Source organism: Streptomyces sp. NBC_01276 (assembly GCF_041435355.1).
Classification (GTDB): domain Bacteria; phylum Actinomycetota; class Actinomycetes; order Streptomycetales; family Streptomycetaceae; genus Streptomyces.
In genome coordinates this window covers 3,363,176-3,378,710 of the sequence record NZ_CP108442.1, presented here as the reverse complement: position 1 = coordinate 3,378,710, position 15,535 = coordinate 3,363,176, and the positions used below count along the sequence as shown (strand labels likewise).

Here is a 15,535-nt window from a genome sequence, read left to right as displayed (position 1 = left end):
GAAGGCGGCTACCGGTCGGCTCGAACCCGTCATCGTGGCGCCGGCGGGACCATCAGGGGAGGGACCCCCCCCGTGCACCCCGGCCCTATGCGCGATGCCAGTCGCGGACAAGGCGACCTTCGTCGTCCCAGACGGTCTCTGGGACAAGCCGTTCCTGATCCCGTCGAGGTAGACGTCAAGGCAGACCTGCGCCGGGCTCATGTCACACCTCGAACTCACCGAGCCAGGAACGCTTCAGCAGGTGTACGGGCAGGTACGGGGACTCGACGTCGACCGGGATCCCGCCGTCGTAGGCGAGACAGGCCACGGCCAGGAGCGCGACCGGCACCCTGCCCTCGATGTCTTCGGCCCGCTCGGGGGTGGCCGTCCAGTACCGCTTGTGGAGTTCCAGGGCTTCCACGAGTGCCGCGTGGAAGCCCTCCTCGTCCTTGCGCAGGAACTTGTAGAAGAGGTTGATCGGCGGGTACGCCACCTGCTGGATGTACTCGCGTCCGGCGATCAGCGCGACGTCCGGGTGCGACCTGTCGAAGGTGGCCGTCAGCTCCTCCACCAGCTCGGGCCGCTTGAGCCAGTACGCCTGCAACGTCGCCACCCAGTGGTACAGGTAGTCGTCGTGGTCCGCACCCGACGCCCGCAGGACGTCGACCGGCAACTCGCACAGCTCCGTCATCCGCGCCTGGTCACGCGTGATGATCGCGTACCAGAACGCCTCGACCCACGCCGAGGCGCGCGCGTGGTGGTTCGGACCCGTCGCGGGCAGGGTGCGCATCTCGTGGTGGATGCGCACCTGCGTCGCACCCTCGGTCATTCCCGCCGTACGGAACAGCGCGGCCCCCAACTGCGCGGCGTCGACCACCGTCTCCCACGTCGTCAGCTCTTCGGCCGTCGGATCGACCAGCGTCCGGGACTGCACGTGCAGGTCAGCCTGACTCCAGACCCGCCCGAGCTGACCCGGGAGCACGGCGAGCTCGTCGATGTTCGCGACCAGCCGCTCGTCCTGGCCCCTGACCCAGTCCGCGCTCTCGGGCTGGGGGCCGGCGTGGCTCTCCACGATGACCGTCATCTCTTCCCCTGTCACTTGCCGATGTCAAAGCGCTGAATCGTATGCCCGGTGTACGTACCGGCGTTGTCGGCGCCCTTGACCACCACGTAGTCGATCTTGTTTGCCTTCAGTGCGGCATCGAGCTTGTCGAAGAGCGCCTTCTCCGCCGGGTTCGTTCTACCCCGCTTCTCCATCTGCGCGAGGATGTCTTCGAAGTACGCACGGGTGCCCTGCGACACCCGGTCGCCGCCTATGCGCCGCTCACCGAGCTCGGTGCCGACGTTGCCCTTGGCCTCGACCACCACATACCGGTCGCCGTGCTTGTAGACCTGGTCGAACTGGTCGTTGCCGTTCGCCGGACCGAAGACCTTCTCCTCCTTGGCGCCCGGGAACTCCTTCGGTATCGCGTGCTCGCGGGCGATCGCCTCGCCGAACGCCTCGCTCTTCTTGGAGAGCGCCTCGTGGAAGGGCTTGTGGTCGGCCCTGGCCTGTTCCATCGCGGCCAGGGTCTCGTCGGTACCCGCCGCCTTGTGCGCCGCCTTGGCGTCGGCGTAGTCCGTGTGCGGCTTGCGGTCCGCCTGCATGGCGTCCCAGCGGTCCTTCGCCGCGCTGTCGAGCTTGTCGGTCATCTCTTTGGTGACCGTGGGGTGGTCATGGCCGACCGTCTTGGCGTCGGCCAGGTAGTCCGGCGGGATCGGCGGCGGCAGCTCCGACTTCGGAATCCACTTGCCCGGTTCGACCTCGACCAACTGCGGCGGGACGAGTCCGGTGTGGTCCGGAACGACCCTCAGCCGGTGTCCGAGCTTGTTGTAGTACTGCTGGCGGTACCCGTCGGCCGGGTCGTTCGCCCGGTGGACCTGGTACTCCATGATCTGCTTGCGCTCGGCGGTCGTGTAGTCGTGCGGGTTGTCCCGGTGCGGCGGGAGCTCCGGGCGCTCGCCGTGCCCGGGAGCCACCGGGCCGGTGCCGTCGGCGCCGTGGCCCGGCTCGTGGCCGAGGTTGTCGGGGAGGCCGGAGCCACCCTGGTGCGGGAGACCGCCGCCGCCCTGGTGCGGGATGCCACCGCCGTCGCCCTGGTGCGGGACTCCGCCGCCGTCGCCACCGTGGGCGGTGCCGCCGGTGGGGGTGGTGTCGGTGCCGCCGTGGCCGGGGGTGGTGCCGCCGGGTTCGGTGTGGCTGTTGTGGGCGCCGTTGTCCGCGGCGCCGCCCGGGGTGTGGTCCGCCGCGCCGCCGGGGGTGTGTTCGGCTGCGCCGCCCGGGGTGTGGCCGGCCGTGCCGCCGGGGGTGTGGGAGGTGACGTCGGCGGTGTGGGCGCCGACGCCGACCGGGACGTTCTCATGCTTGGGGACCTCGGCCAGCGGGTGGTCGACGCCCTTGGGGACCGCGGTGAGGTCCTGCTTGGGCAGCCCGTTGTGGTCCAGGAGCTGGTTCGAGGTCTTGTCGAAGTACTGCGGACGGCCCAGCGCGTCGTCGGGGAGACGGACGGTGTCCTCGGGGTGCGGGAACGTGATCCCGGGCGCGTCGGCCTTCGGGAGGTCCTTCCAGATCACGTCGTCGATCTTCGGGAACGCCCCGTCGGCCTTGCCCAGATTCGCGAACAGGTCACCGATCTTGATCTTGGCGAGGCTGCCGGCCTTGCCGATGTAGGTCATCGGGTCGATGATCCGGCCCGCCTTGCCCGCCACGCTGAGGATCTTGCCGACCGTGCCCGCCTTCGCCGCCGTACCGGCGCCGCCGGTGAACACGGTGGTCAGGACGTTGAAGGTGACCGCACCGGCCGCGCGGGCCGGGTTCTTGCCCCACTCGTCCCACGCGACCAGCGCCTTGCCCGTCTCCTTCACCGCGGTACGCGAATCACGGATCCACGGCGGCAGGTCCTTGTCGTCCGCCATCCAGAACGCGGTGCTCATACCCGGCACCGACATGATCGCCAGACCCGTCGCCAGCTTCGCCAGCCCCGTCCAGGCCTGACCGGCCTTGTCCCACCCGTCCACACCGATGAGCGTTCCCAGGCCACGGATCGTGCCCCAGATCCCGTCGACGATCAGACCGTCCCAGACGAAGGACTTCGCCCAGTAACCGATCTCCCACGCCCGATGGGTCTCCTCCAGCTGCGAACCCCACGGCAGATCCTGCGCCTTGTTCAGGTCCTCGCCCTTGTACCCGTACATGTTCGCGCCGTGCGAACCGTCATCCGCCGTCAGCGGCGCCGCACAGTACAGAGCACGGATCTTGTTCGCACACGTCCGCTCGGCGGCCCAGAACGCCGACACGGCCGCGTTGACGTCGTGGATCAGATCGTTGTTCTCATCGATCTTGTCCCCGTCGTCCTTCCAGTGCTTGTCACCACTGATCTTGTTGCTGAACGTCGACGCCTTCGCCTGCAGCTCCTTCAGCCGCGCCACGATCGGCCGCGCCTCGGTGATGTACTCACCCAGCGCCGTCGCCGCCGACTCCAGCTGATCGGCGAAGAAATCACTGTCCGTCTTCACCGGCTTCGTCGTCGCGAACAACTGCGCCGCCTCCGGCGCCGAGTAGAACGCCGACAGGCCCTGGAACTCGGAGTCCACGTTCGACCCCGCGTCACGGAAGGTCCCCGCCGCCGTCGTGATCGCGTTCTTGTCCTGCTCCAACGCGTCCAGGTCACCCGTGAACTGCGGAATCGTGCACGGATTGATCGGTACGTGATCCGTCACTTCTGCCCCGCCCCCGGAAGATCGATCCTGTTGCCGCACTCTCATGTCTACCTCCCGGACCCGGCGAACGCCAAAGGGGAAACGGGTCGGTGGCAACGTGCAGCCGAAAGCTCGGGGCGACAGCCGAGGCCGTGGGGCCCGATGGTGGTCGCCCTCACCTACGCGTACCACCGTCGCCGTCGGGCGGTCAACAGGGCGCGATGACCCGCACGTCGGCGCCGCGGGCGCGGAGCCAGTCCTCCAAGTCCCGCCCGCCCAGGGAGTTCCGGCTGCCGTCCGGGGTCACGAGGGTGGCCGGGCCGAACACCGTTCCCGTCAGGCCCGTCACGTGGGTGGAGTCGTCCAGGAGCGCGCGGAAGGAGTTCTCCCGTAGCTCCGCGCCGCTGAGGTCCGCGCCGCGCAGGTCGGTGTCCAGCAGCGAGGCGCCGAGGATGCGGGCGCCGCGCAGGCGGGCCCCGCGGGCGTCGGTGCCGTAGAGCTCCGCCCGGACGAGGTCGGCCCCGTCGAGGACGGCTCCGCGCAGGTCGGCGCCGTCCAGGTCGGCCCGTACGAAACAGGGCCCGGTGGCGTCGGCGCCGCTGAGGTCGGCCCCGGCGAGGTGGGCGCGGTGGAACTCGGTGCCGACCAGCCGCGCGCCGGCGAGTCGGGTCCCGGCGAACCAGGACTCCGCGAAGTCGGCGCCGTCCAGGACCGCCCCGCCGAGGTCGAGCCCCGCCATGTCGGTGCCGCCGTGGGCCCCGGCGCCCTCCCGCACCCACTCCCACAGCCGGTCTGCGGCCTCCGGGTCGGCGGGCGGCAGCACCCGCCAGGGCAGGACAGCGGGGCGCCGGTGCCAGTACCAGGCGCCGTCCGCCGGCCCGGGGCCGATCTCCTCGCCGCCGTCCTCCACGGTCACGGCCCGGAACCGCGCGTCGAGCGCGCCCAGCTCCGGATTCCCTTCCAGATCCGCCAGCCCGTCCCGGCCCGCCAGGTCCCCGCGGTACTCGTCCAGCCCGTACCAGCGCAGGGGCGGCCAGTCGGCCTCCATGCGGCAGATCAGGTCGGCCCAGCCCCACAGCCGCCGGTCGGTACCGGCCGGTGCGGCCGGCGCCGCCCGGACCAGCTCGGGCAGCCCGCGCACCTCGGCGTGCGGGAAGGCGTCGACCCGGGCCTGCGTGGCCGTCACCCGACCCGCCCAGTCCTCCCCGTCCTCCCCGGGGTCGTCGGGCTCCTCGACGCGGGCGAAGGTCGCCCCGCCGGTGGGGGTCAGCACCCGGGCGATCCAGGGCAGGACGTCGCCGAAGCCGGTCAGCACGGTCATGCCCAGCCCGGACGCCAGGGCCCGGCCCACCTCGGCGGTGCCGGGCGCCCCGAGGACGGCGGGGCCCGCGTACACCTCCAGGGAGCAGGGGACGTCGCCCCGCGCGTGCCACCGGATCCCGCACTGGACGGGGGTGTCCCACCGCCAGCCGTCGCTTTCCCCCTCGGGCCCGACCTCCACCCCGGCGGCGCCCACCCCCAGCACCGCTCCGAGCACCCGGGCCAACTCCCCGGCTCCCGGCCGCCCGGCGACCAGGAACCCGTACGCGGTTCCGCGCATCTCTGCCATGGGGCCACGTTAGGCGGGCCCGGCCATCAGGTGCGCACCCGTGCTCCCGGCCGCCGTCGACCCACCGCCGTCGACCCACCGCCGTCGACCCACCGCCGACGGGCACGGCGTCAGCGGGCGGCGCGGTGTGGGGCAGTGAGGGAGAGGTGTCTGACGGGGCGTACGCGCCATTCGGGGCGGGTGCCGTCGCGCAGGACGATGCTGAAGCCGGCGGGTTCGCCGCGGTGGAGGGCGGCCAGGGCCTGGATCCGGCCGTCGCCGTCGGCCCAGGCGAGGGCCCGTTCGACCTCGGCGGGGGTCAGGGCGAAGGGGTGTGTGGTGCGGATCTGGAGGCGGATCAGGCGGACGGCGTCCGCGGGGGCGTCCAGCATGACGCGGTAGAGCAGTTCGGGCGGCCCGTCGTAGGCGTCCCGGTGGCAGAGGGCCTCGAACCAGTAGCCCGTGAGGATGGCCGCCGTGAGGTCCCGGGTCCTGGACCGGATGGCTGGTGGGTTCGCGCCCTGCGGGCGGGTGAGCATATGGGGCCTCCTGCCGGGTGGGGACCTTCCGCTCCCTCCGGGCCGTGCCGCGGAACGGGAGGGGCTCTGCCCAGCCGGCGCATGGCTGGGCAGAGTTGCGCCACCGGAGCCGGTCTGGCGGACCAGCCGCCGTGGTGACGTACGGCGACCGTATCCTCACGGGCTGGAGCGTCGCAACAGTGTGACGTCCCAAAGTTGTACCGGCATATGCCAAGCGCCCCTCACCTGCGTAGGTGGGGGCGCCTGGGCGCGGGGTTCGTCAGATCAGGTGGTCGAATTCGCCCGCCTTGACTCCGAGGATGAACGCGCGGAGCTTCTCCACCGACGTGGTCACGACCACGTCCGGGTCGTCGCTCTCCCGCATCTTGATCGCGCCGGCGACCGGCGCCAGCTCAACGCAGCTCTGATTGTCGTCCGGTCCCGAGAAAGAGGACTTCTGCCACTTGATTCCGTCGGCCATGCGCCTTGACTCACACTTCCTGAGCGATGCGGTGAATGTGTTCTCTCGACTCTTCCGTTCCGAGGGAGATCGACTCGATGGATGCGAGCAATCCCCGGTACTTGGTGAGCTGAGCCTCTGCGTCCAGGAAGCCGCCGTCGAAAGCGCTGTCGATCTGGACGGTGTCGAGCGCCGGAATGGCGCCGCCCGCGTAGAGCACCGAATGCACCGAGCCGGTGATCTGGCGCCCGAAGGGCACGATGCGGACGGTCACCGACGGCCGGTGCGACATCTCGTGCAAGAACTCGAGCTGCTCCCGCATGGTGTCCGCGTCGCAGTAGCGCATGCGGAGGGCGGCCTCGTGGATGAACGCCTCGAAGGGGGTGGGTCGCGGGCGCTCGAAGATGACGCGACGTCTCATGCGGTGCTCGACACGGGTGTTGAGATCGGCCGCCGGAAGGTCGGACATCCCGCTGCGAATCAGGCTCCGGGCGTAGGCGTCGGTCTGGAGCTGCCCGGGGACGTGCAGCATCTGGATCACGCGGATGTGCGTGGCGTGGAATTCGAGCTCGGCCACGTCGAGGAAGCCCGGCGAGAGGGCGCCCCGGTACTCGTCCCACCAGCCCTTGCCGCGTTCCATCGCCATGGCGGCGAGCGCGTCGACGAGGTGCTTGTCGGTGGCCGAATAGTGGGCAGCCAGGCGGCGCACCCGCTCGTCGCTGACGCCGTAACGACCTGATTCGATATGGCTGATCTGGGCTCGTTCGCCGCCCAGGTACGCGGCTGCGGTGGCGCCGTTCATGCCGGCTCTCTCGCGGAGCTTGCGCAGTTCCGCGCCCAGCCGTTTCTGGCGGGCGGTCGGGTAGCTCCTCGGCGGCATGGGGCCCTCCCTCTCTTCCGGATACGAGTGTGCCGCTCGACGGGGTCGAGGGTCCACTCATTCGGATGGTACGGGTGTCCCACTGTTGCGCCGTCCCAATGTTGCGCCCTACGTTCCGGGCAGTGGAATCCGTTCCGCTCAGCCCGAAGTGCAGTCGACGTGAAGCCTGTTGGGGCGGCGCGCATGACCAGGGACACGGGCTGGGGGGTCTCGGGACGGCACCCGACTGCCTTGGGAGATGAGCGGGATGAAGAACACGGGAGCTTTGACCCACGCGGGGGGATCGTCCGGGCTCAGCTATCGGATGACCGCGCCGAGTCGGGCGCGGACTCCGGGGATCGCGCGGGACTGGGTGGTGTCCCTGTTGCGTGGGCCCGGATGGGGGGACGCCCTGCGGGAGCGGGCGCGGCTCTGTACCTCCGAGGTGGTGACCAATGCGTACCGGCACACCGATACGCCGGAGATCACCGTCGAGGTCGCCCTGCTGGACGGCCGGGTGACGGTCTACGTCTACGACTGCGCACCCGAGCGCCGACCGCCCGGCGGCGGTGTGGCCGGCCCGATGGTCACGGGCGGGCGGGGGCTCGTACTGGTCGCCGTGTACGCCGACGAGTGGGCGGTGACGGCCGCCGCCGGATCCTGCGTCAAGGCGGTCTGGTTCCGCCTGTTCCCGGACGCGTGAGCGGCGCCCCCGCCCGGGATGGGCGGGGGCGCCTTCGGAGGGTCCGGTCAGCAGGGGCGGATGTGGTAGACGGGGGTCCAGGAGGCCGTGCCGGTGGACTTGGCCACGTTCGACCAGCGTTCGCTGCCGTCGGAGTTGTAGAAGCGGGCCCGGGTGCCGGAGGTCTGGTTGTTGTTGAAGGTGCCGTCGCCGACGCCGTCGAAGTCGTAGTAGCCGCAGCGGTAGAAGTCGTAGGCGTAACCCCGCCCGTCGACGATGCACAGGTGGCCGTTGTTGCAGGCCAGGGCCGTTTCGGGGGAGGCGAGGTCGCGGGTTTCGGCGCGGCCGGGGACGGCGACGGTCACGGTGCCGCCGGCGGTGGCGAGTGTGTTCGCGGAGACCTGGCGGGCCTGCGGGTCCTTCGCGAGGACGGCGTCGACCCGCCGCTGGAGCTGCCCGGCCTGCCGGCCGGAGAGGCCGGCGGCCCGTGCCTGCCCGGCGTAGACGGTCTGCTGGTCGGTCGGGGTGGCGGTCGAGGCGTGGGCGGACAGGGCGGGGCCCGCGATCAGGGCCGCGGTGGCGGCGGTGATCGCCAGGGTCTTGCGCGCTGACATGGTGGTTCCCCTCTGGGTCGGCGACCGGAGGCCGCCCGTCCGTGCGGGCGGCCCGGATTGTCGGGACCATCCTTTCGAAGCCCACGCGTCGCATGAAGGGTGGAATCAGTCGCTGTGACTCCTTTGTGCACCCATCACCGCTGTTGCCCAGCACCACCGGCCCCAGCCATCTCGTACGGACGTACGCATCTCGGTGTACACGGCAATGATTCTTCCCCCGCTGGCGTGCGTGTTCATCCGCATAGACCGGGCGCTCACGCCGCATGGCGCAAAACAGGGCGAAGGGGTCGGGAGGTGTAGTAGATGTCACGGCGAGGTGGGAGCCGGGCGGCATGGAGTTGCTGCGCGCGTTCCTCGACTGCCTGCCCTATGTTCACAGCCTCCGCTGGGACCTTCTGGTCCGCGAACTGACGGGCACGCGGTCCCCGGCCCACCGCCTGGTCCCGACTTCAAGGGTCGCGCTCGGCGCGGCTCGTGTCGAATTCCTGCCTGATCAATGGCGTCGAAGGCTGTTCTGTCGAGCCACACCAGCGGCTCCGCCGCCGTATGTGCCTCCCAGGGGTCCAGTCGGACGCGACTGGCGACGAGGTCGAAGAGCGGAGTTCGTGAAACCCAGAGTGCCGCCCGCCGTAAATGCTCCCGCCTGAGATGGGAGCTGGAAGGGTGGCTCTGGGAATCAGTCGCCCACGGTTCGTACGTGATTACCGGGCGGGCCCTCGCTCGCAAGCTCCCGAAGAGCAGTCAGATCCAGAGTCCAGGGCTCGTCGCCCGCCGTCCGCCCAGCGAATTCGGCGAGAGCCTGTGAAGGGGATAGACCACGCTCATAGGCGGCGCCCAAGCGCTCCAACCAGAGGTGACCCGCCTCGATCCCCTCCTCGCCGACGGCGTCTCGCGGTTCGAAGCTCGCTGCCCCCTCGCCATCAGAGGCCCATGCGTACCCCACGACCACTTCGTGCGCGTTTGAAACGGGGATGCACTGCACCGGGCCAGCAGCAGAGCGCTTGTACGCGGCATCGAAGGCGGGGGCATTGCGGAAGGCTCGCTTCCTGTAGGGAATTTCGTAGCTGGCCCACACGTCGGAGGCGCGCCCGTCACTGCCGAAGAAGTTCTCGACGCCCGTCTCCGTGGCCTTGGCGAAGTAGGTGGGCTCTTCCGGGTCCGTCTCCGAGTCGAGCACCTCGGCAAGGCCTCGGAGGGCTGCTGACAGCCTCGGTGCGTTCGCGTCGTGGAGGGTCGGCTGAGCGCGGCCCTTGAGGTCATGGCTCATCCAGATGTCCGAGTACGTGATCAGCTCAACGGTGACGAACCCGTCGAACGCGGAGGCCCCCAGGAGGAACATGCCCTTCTCCAGCCCGCCCGTCTTACCGTCGCGCATTCCCGAGCAGATCGCCTGGGCGTCGACGGATCCGATGCGACCGGGGCGAAGCGCCTGCTGGATCTGCCTGGCGAGGCGTTCGGCGGACTGCTCCTCTTCCCGCCCCGCAGACAGCGTGAGGTCGCCCTCGAAGAGGTAGCTCTGCGGACTTCCCCACTCCGGAACGGCCAGATGTACGGTTGTCCCGCCCACGGCCAACCGGTGATCGGCAAGGACCGAGTAGGCGGCCACGAGGTCGGTGATGCAGCTCAGGACGGAATCGGCGGTCTCTGTATCCCTGCCCCAGGTCCACCGGGCAACGGGCGTACTGGCGATCACGGCGTTACCTCCGGTGTGAAGTGACCATCACGAGGCACGAAGATGACCCCGTCCGGCGTGCGGATGACGAACTGAACGTTCTTCGCGTCGAAGCGTTCCTGAATTCGGTCGATCTGCGTCAGTATCTCAGCCTTCGACGCCTTCGTTTCGACGACGAAGGTCTGGACATCCGCACGGGAGTCGATGAGCTGATGCATGCTCTTGAAAATGTTGCGGACGACCGTGGCCGGCGCATCTGGCGACTTGGGTCCCGTCATGTCTTTGAACTGCCAACCGTGAACTGTGCCGTCTGCCTCTCGCACCATCAGGTCAAGGTCGGTCTTCGGGCCTGTGAACACCCCGGGCTTGATCTCATGTCCACCCTGCTTGATTTCGAATGAGAGGTCGGTGAATCCCTGTTCGTGCAGTCTGTTGGCCAGGCGGATCTGCTCAAGACAGCCGGACGCTTCGTCCGGGCGAGAGAGGTTCGAGACCACGTACCCGAATCCTTCGGAGTCCTTGAAGCGGCCCGAGGCGATGGTGTCCGCCATCTCGCGGCCGGCGGGGTTATTTTCCAGCGTTTCCAGGATTGCGGGAAGATCGCTGTGTTTGGTCGTGGTGCCCCGAATCTGCTCCCGGATTTGCCGCTCCAGCGTCCCTCCGCGTTCGAGGGGGCCTGATCCTTGCGCCCGCTCCCAGCCTGCGGGCCCGTTCGTCTCGTTCGGGTGGCCATGGCCACCCGAAGGAAGATCGCCACCGCCGATCGGGTCAGCGCCCTGGTGGGGGACGGCCGGGCCGTGGCCGTTGTCGTGGTCGCCGGTGGACGGGGTGTCGTTGTGGTGGGTGCCGCCGGTGGGGGTGGTGTCTTGGCCGCCTGTGCTTGTGCCCCCGCCGGGTTCGGTGTGGCTGTTGTGGGCGGTGTTGTCGGCTGCGCCGCCGGGGGTGCGGGAGGGCGTGGCGCCGGGGGTGTGGGAGGTGACGTCGGCGGTGTGGGCGCCGACGCCGACCGGGACGTTCTCGTGCTTGGGGACCTCGGCCAGCGGGTGGTCGACGCCCTTGGGGACCGCGGTGAGGTCCTGCTTGGGCAGCCCGTTGTGGTCCAGGAGCTGGTTCGAGGTCTTGTCGAAGTACTGCGGACGGCCCAGCGCGTCGTCGGGGAGACGGACGGTGTCCTCGGGGTGCGGGAACGTGATCCCGGGCGCGTCGGCCTTCGGGAGGTCCTTCCAGATCACGTCGTCGATCTTCGGGAACGCCCCGTCGGCCTTGCCCAGGTTCGCGAACAGGTCACCGATCTTCATCTTCGCCAGCGAGCCGGCCTTGCCGATGTAGGTGATCGGATCGATGAGGCGGCCCGCCTTCCCGGCCACGCTGATGACCTTCGCCACCGTGCCCGCCTTCGCGGCCGTACCGCCACCGCCGGTGAACACGGTGGTCAGGACGTTGAAGGTGACCGCACCGGCCGCGCGGGCCGGGTTCTTGCCCCACTCGTCCCAGGCGACCAGCGCCTTGCCCGTCTCCTTCATCGCATTACGCGAGTCACGCAGCCACGACGGGAGCTGCTTGTCGTCGGCCATCCAGAACGCGGTGCCCACTCCCGGGTAGGTGGTCAGGGCCAGGCCTGTGGCGAGCTTCGCCAGCCCCGTCCAGGCCTGACCGGCCTTGTCCCACCCGTCGACACCGATGAGCGTTCCCAGGCCACGGATCGTGCCCCAGATCCCGTCGACGATCAGACCGTCCCAGACGAAGGACTTCGCCCAGTAACCGATCTCCCACGCCCGATGGGTCTCCTCCAGCTGCGAACCCCACGGCAGGTCCTGCGCCTTGTTCAGGTCCTCGCCCTTGTACCCGTACATGTTCGCGCCGTGCGAACCGTCATCCGCCGTCAGCGGCGCCGCACAGTACAGGGCACGGATCTTGTTCGCACACGTCCGCTCGGCGGCCCAGAACGCCGACACGGCCGCGTTGACGTCGTGGATCAGATCGTTGTTCTCATCGATCTTGTCCCCGTCGTCCTTCCAGTGCTTGTCACCACTGATCTTGTTGCTGAACGTCGACGCCTTCGCCTGCAGCTCCTTCAGCCGCGCCACGATCGGCCGCGCCTCGGTGATGTACTCACCCAGCGCCGTCGCCGCCGACTCCAGCTGATCGGCGAAGAAATCACTGTCCGTCTTCACCGGCTTCGTCGTCGCGAACAACTGCGCCGCCTCCGGCGCCGAGTAGAACGCCGACAGGCCCTGGAACTCGGAGTCCACGTTCGACCCCGCGTCACGGAAGGTCCCCGCCGCCGTCGTGATCGCGTTCTTGTCCTGCTCCAACGCGTCCAGGTCACCCGTGAACTGCGGAATCGTGCACGGATTGATCGGTACGTGATCCGTCACTTCTGCCCCGCCCCCCGGGAATTGATCGCTTTGACCGATGCCATGTCTACCTGCCGGATTCCGTGAGCGCCAAAGGAGAAACGGGTTGGTGGGAAGGCGTGGCCGAAATGGGAGGGGCGGCAGTTGAAATCCGTCTGGAAAGCGGTGCCGACTGCATTCTTCTTCGGCCCGGTGATGGCGTGGGGTCCGATCGTGCTCGCCCCCGTGCTGACCGCGCCCCGCGCGGGTTCAGCGTTTGACGATGCGGTCGAGGGTGTCGGCGAGGCGGGACTTGAGGGCCTCGCGGTGGCGCAGGGGGGTGCGGGGCGACGTCTGGTCCGGGCGGGCGCCGCGGTCCGCGAGGACGTAGAGCAGGCGCAGGGTGCGCAGGCAGTTGCTGATGTGGGCGGGGACCGGGGTGCTGATGCTGTCGGCGCCGAACGCGGCGGCGATCGGGTCCAGCCACGCCGTCGCGTCGCCCTCGCCCAGGTCCGGCCGGATGAGGACGCGGGCGACGCCCCGCGCCAGCCGGTCGTCCTCCAGCTGGTCGTACACGTGGGCGGTGGGTGCCGTCAGCCGGGCGGCGGCCAGGTGCAGCATCCGCGCCGGGTCCACCTCGGGGTGACCTCCGAGCGTGCCCAGCAGGTCGGCCCCGTGGGCGACGGCGTGGAGCCAGCCCAGCTCCGGGTCGTGGCCGCGCAGGTCCTGCTCCGCGGGGTACCAGCGCTCGAACGCGTCCACCCAGCCGGCCCTGAAGTCCCCCCTGGCCACGAGCATGTCGAGGACGAGGGGGGCGAAGGTGCGGGCCTGGACCTGCGGGTGGCGGAAGCGGGCGGCCATCTCGTCACCCAGCTCCAGCCGCCGGGACGCGCCGATCACCCCGCCCGTTATCCAGGACGCGAGGACGGAGTACGGGGCTCCGTCCCGGATCCGCGGATCAGGGTCCGCCAAGGCCTCGGAGAGCTCTCGTACCAGTTCTTCCAGGGGGCGGTCGGCGGGCGCGGGGCAGCCGGCGGCTTCGATCTCTGTCCAGTCGGTCACGTGCCGGGACGATAGGGCCCGCCGTCGCCGCGCACCACGCAATATCGGCCGCGGGCCCCTTGTCGCGGGGGTCAGAGGATGGCCACCGGGGCCACCGGGGTGCCGGTCCCGCCGACGAAGGGTTCCGGCATCGCGGACAGGAGGAAGGAGTGCCGGCCCGCTTCCGCACAGGCTGTGGACAGTTCCTCCAGGTTCCAGTTCTGGCCCTGGTGCATGCCCATCTCGACCAGGTGGAGGGCGTGCACCGGCAGCCACAGGTCCTCGATCTCCGGCGGGAAGATCTCGAAGGTCAGGGTGTCGTTCGCGACCGCCGCGACGTCGCGGGCGTGGAACCACTGCGGGGTGCGCACCGAGAGCCCGGGGGACGGGAAGCCGTAGCCGTGCTTGTCGCCCGCCAGGTAGACCTGGATCTGGCCGGTGCGGACGAGGACGACGTCGCCCGCGCGGACCTCCACCCCCGCGAACTCCTCCGCCTCCGCCAGGTCCTCCGGCGTGACGGCGTGGCCCCCCGGCAGCCGGTCCAGGCCCTTCGCGCGGGCGACGTCGAGGAGGACCCCGCGCGAGACGATCGGGGTGGCCTTGTCGATGCCGCTGAACTCGGCGCGCGCGTGCGCGGTGATCGTGGACGCCGGGCGGCCGTTGTAGATCCGCCCGGAGTGGGAGACGTGCGTCAGGGCGTCCCAGTGGGTGGCCGACTGGAGCCCCATCGTCACGGCGTCGTCGCTGCACGCCACCGTGCCCGGCCCGAACAGCTCCTGGTTGATCTGGACCATCGTGTGCAGCGGGTTGATCCGCCCGGGGATCATCCCGGCCTGCACCCCGTCCTCCTTGAGCGGCAGGGCGAGCGGGACGCGGCGGCCCGTGCGGACCTCGGCGGCGGCGGCCCGGACGACCTCCCCGGTGATCAGGTTCAGGGTGCCGATCTCGTCGTCGGCGCCCCAGCGGCCCCAGTTGTTGACGCGCTTGGCGATGTCGTGGAACTCGGCGGGCAGGCTGCTCATGGTTTTCATCAGCTCCTGGAGGTGCGGGGGCAACGGGGGCTTGTGCGAAGGGATCTGACTGGTCATAGAATCTAACGGACCGTCAGAAAACGCGGGAAGGGGCCGGACGTGGGGAACTTCTTGGCAGGCAAGGTCGTCGCCGTCACCGGCGCGGGCCGGGGCATCGGGCGGGCCGTGGCACTCGCCGCCGCCGCCGAGGGCGCCCGGGTCGTCGTCAACGACTACGGCGTCGGGATCGAGGGCGGCGAGCCCACCAGCGAGGTCGCCGAGGCCGTGGTCAAGGAGATCACCGCCGCCGGAGGGCAGGCCGTCGCCGTCGCGGACGACATCTCCACCATGGAGGGCGGACAGCGCATCGTCGACACCGCCCTCGCCCAGTACGGGCGCATCGACGGCGTCGTCTGCGTCGCCGGCATCCTGCGCGAACGGATGCTGTTCAACATGTCCGAAGCCGAATGGGACCCGGTCGTCGCCACCCACCTCAAGGGCACCTTCACCGTCTTCCGGGCGGCCTCCGCCGTCATGCGCAGGCAGGGCACCGGCACCCTCATCGGCTTCACCAGCGGCAACCACCAGGGCTCCGTCGCCCAGGCCAACTACAGCGCCGCCAAGGGCGGGATCATCTCCCTCGTCCGCAGCGCCGCCCTCGGCCTCAACAAGTACGGGGTCACCGCCAACGCCGTCGCCCCCGTCGCCCGCACCCGCATGTCCGCGAACGTCCCCATGGAACTCAAGGAGATCGGCGAGCCCGAGGACGTCGCCGCCCTCGTCACCTACCTCCTCAGCGACCGCGCCAAGGACGAGGGCATCACCGGGCAGGTCTACACGATCGCCGGACCCAAGATCGCCGTCTGGGCGCAGCCCCGCGAACTGCGCGCCGGCTACGCCGAAGGCTCCTGGACCCCCGAGAAGATCGCCGACTTCCTGCCCGGCACCGTCGGCACCGACCCGATGCCGATGCTCGCGCAACTGGAGGCCATGGCAAGGGCGGCGGCCGCCAAGGACCGCCCCAACGCGTGAGGGGGA

General features: G+C 70.0%; 13 protein-coding genes. 2 read left to right on the top strand and 11 right to left on the bottom strand.

Translation table 11 applies throughout. From position 1 onward, the window contains the following. Positions 1–202: 202 nt before the first annotated feature. The 6 genes from OG295_RS14725 to OG295_RS14700 form a co-directional block, all read right to left on the bottom strand. A complete protein-coding gene (locus OG295_RS14725) occupies positions 203–1,078 on the bottom strand; it encodes an immunity 49 family protein (RefSeq protein WP_371677296.1) in 876 nt (291 codons plus the stop codon). Beyond that, complete coding sequence (locus OG295_RS14720; RefSeq protein ID WP_371677295.1) at positions 1,075–3,738, bottom strand: hypothetical protein; 2,664 nt, start codon at positions 3,736–3,738, stop codon at positions 1,075–1,077. Before OG295_RS14720 ends, OG295_RS14725 begins: the two co-directional genes overlap by 4 nt. Before the next feature lie 187 nt (positions 3,739–3,925). Next, positions 3,926–5,326, bottom strand: coding sequence for a pentapeptide repeat-containing protein (locus OG295_RS14715; protein WP_371677294.1), 1,401 nt, complete (start codon positions 5,324–5,326; stop codon positions 3,926–3,928). 110 nt (positions 5,327–5,436) lie between these two features. After that, positions 5,437–5,844, bottom strand: a complete 408-nt coding sequence (locus OG295_RS14710; protein WP_371677293.1) for a hypothetical protein — start codon at positions 5,842–5,844, stop codon at positions 5,437–5,439. A 259-nt stretch (positions 5,845–6,103) separates the two neighbouring features. Further along, on the bottom strand, positions 6,104–6,304 hold the full coding sequence (locus OG295_RS14705) for a DUF397 domain-containing protein (protein ID WP_371677292.1): 201 nt from the start codon (positions 6,302–6,304) through the stop codon (positions 6,104–6,106). Positions 6,305–6,314: 10 nt separating this feature from the next. Further along, on the bottom strand, positions 6,315–7,163 hold the full coding sequence (locus tag OG295_RS14700; RefSeq protein ID WP_371677291.1) for a helix-turn-helix domain-containing protein: 849 nt from the start codon (positions 7,161–7,163) through the stop codon (positions 6,315–6,317). A gap of 238 nt (positions 7,164–7,401) precedes the next feature. On the opposite strand from OG295_RS14700, the gene OG295_RS14695 reads away from it, so the two are divergent. After that, on the top strand, positions 7,402–7,845 hold the full coding sequence (locus tag OG295_RS14695; protein WP_371677290.1) for an ATP-binding protein: 444 nt from the start codon (positions 7,402–7,404) through the stop codon (positions 7,843–7,845). Positions 7,846–7,892: 47 nt separating this feature from the next. Here OG295_RS14695 and OG295_RS14690 read toward each other — a convergent pair whose 3' ends face one another. The 5 genes from OG295_RS14690 to OG295_RS14670 form a co-directional block, all read right to left on the bottom strand. Then, positions 7,893–8,438, bottom strand: coding sequence for a hypothetical protein (locus OG295_RS14690; RefSeq protein WP_371677289.1), 546 nt, complete (start codon positions 8,436–8,438; stop codon positions 7,893–7,895). 676 nt (positions 8,439–9,114) lie between these two features. Beyond that, positions 9,115–10,131: a hypothetical protein gene (locus OG295_RS14685; protein WP_371677288.1), complete on the bottom strand. Its 1,017-nt coding sequence runs from the start codon at positions 10,129–10,131 to the stop codon at positions 9,115–9,117. Then, a complete protein-coding gene (locus OG295_RS14680) occupies positions 10,128–12,425 on the bottom strand; it encodes a hypothetical protein (protein WP_371677287.1) in 2,298 nt (765 codons plus the stop codon). Before OG295_RS14680 ends, OG295_RS14685 begins: the two co-directional genes overlap by 4 nt. Positions 12,426–12,716: 291 nt before the next feature. Further along, the gene (locus OG295_RS14675; protein WP_371677286.1) at positions 12,717–13,508 is read right to left on the bottom strand and encodes a DUF2785 domain-containing protein; all 792 of its coding nucleotides are present in this window, start codon (positions 13,506–13,508) and stop codon (positions 12,717–12,719) included. A 71-nt stretch (positions 13,509–13,579) separates the two neighbouring features. Beyond that, the gene (locus OG295_RS14670; protein ID WP_371681194.1) at positions 13,580–14,518 is read right to left on the bottom strand and encodes a cyclase family protein; all 939 of its coding nucleotides are present in this window, start codon (positions 14,516–14,518) and stop codon (positions 13,580–13,582) included. A gap of 99 nt (positions 14,519–14,617) precedes the next feature. On the opposite strand from OG295_RS14670, the gene OG295_RS14665 reads away from it, so the two are divergent. Then, entirely contained in the window at positions 14,618–15,529 is a 912-nt protein-coding gene (locus OG295_RS14665; RefSeq protein WP_371677285.1) for an SDR family NAD(P)-dependent oxidoreductase, read from the top strand. Positions 15,530–15,535: the final 6 nt, after the last annotated feature.

Excerpts from the sequence above, each read along its gene's own strand:
- OG295_RS14715 (WP_371677294.1), bottom strand. The coding sequence starts at position 5,326 with ATGGCAGAGATGCGCGGAACCGCGTACGGGTTCCTGGTCGCCGGGCGG.
- OG295_RS14705 (WP_371677292.1), bottom strand. The coding sequence starts at position 6,304 with ATGGCCGACGGAATCAAGTGGCAGAAGTCCTCTTTCTCGGGACCGGAC.
- OG295_RS14700 (WP_371677291.1), bottom strand. The coding sequence starts at position 7,163 with ATGCCGCCGAGGAGCTACCCGACCGCCCGCCAGAAACGGCTGGGCGCG.
- OG295_RS14670 (WP_371681194.1), bottom strand. The coding sequence starts at position 14,518 with ATGAAAACCATGAGCAGCCTGCCCGCCGAGTTCCACGACATCGCCAAG.
- OG295_RS14710 (WP_371677293.1), bottom strand. The coding sequence starts at position 5,844 with ATGCTCACCCGCCCGCAGGGCGCGAACCCACCAGCCATCCGGTCCAGG.
- OG295_RS14695 (WP_371677290.1), top strand. The coding sequence starts at position 7,402 with ATGAGCGGGATGAAGAACACGGGAGCTTTGACCCACGCGGGGGGATCG.
- OG295_RS14690 (WP_371677289.1), bottom strand. The coding sequence starts at position 8,438 with ATGTCAGCGCGCAAGACCCTGGCGATCACCGCCGCCACCGCGGCCCTG.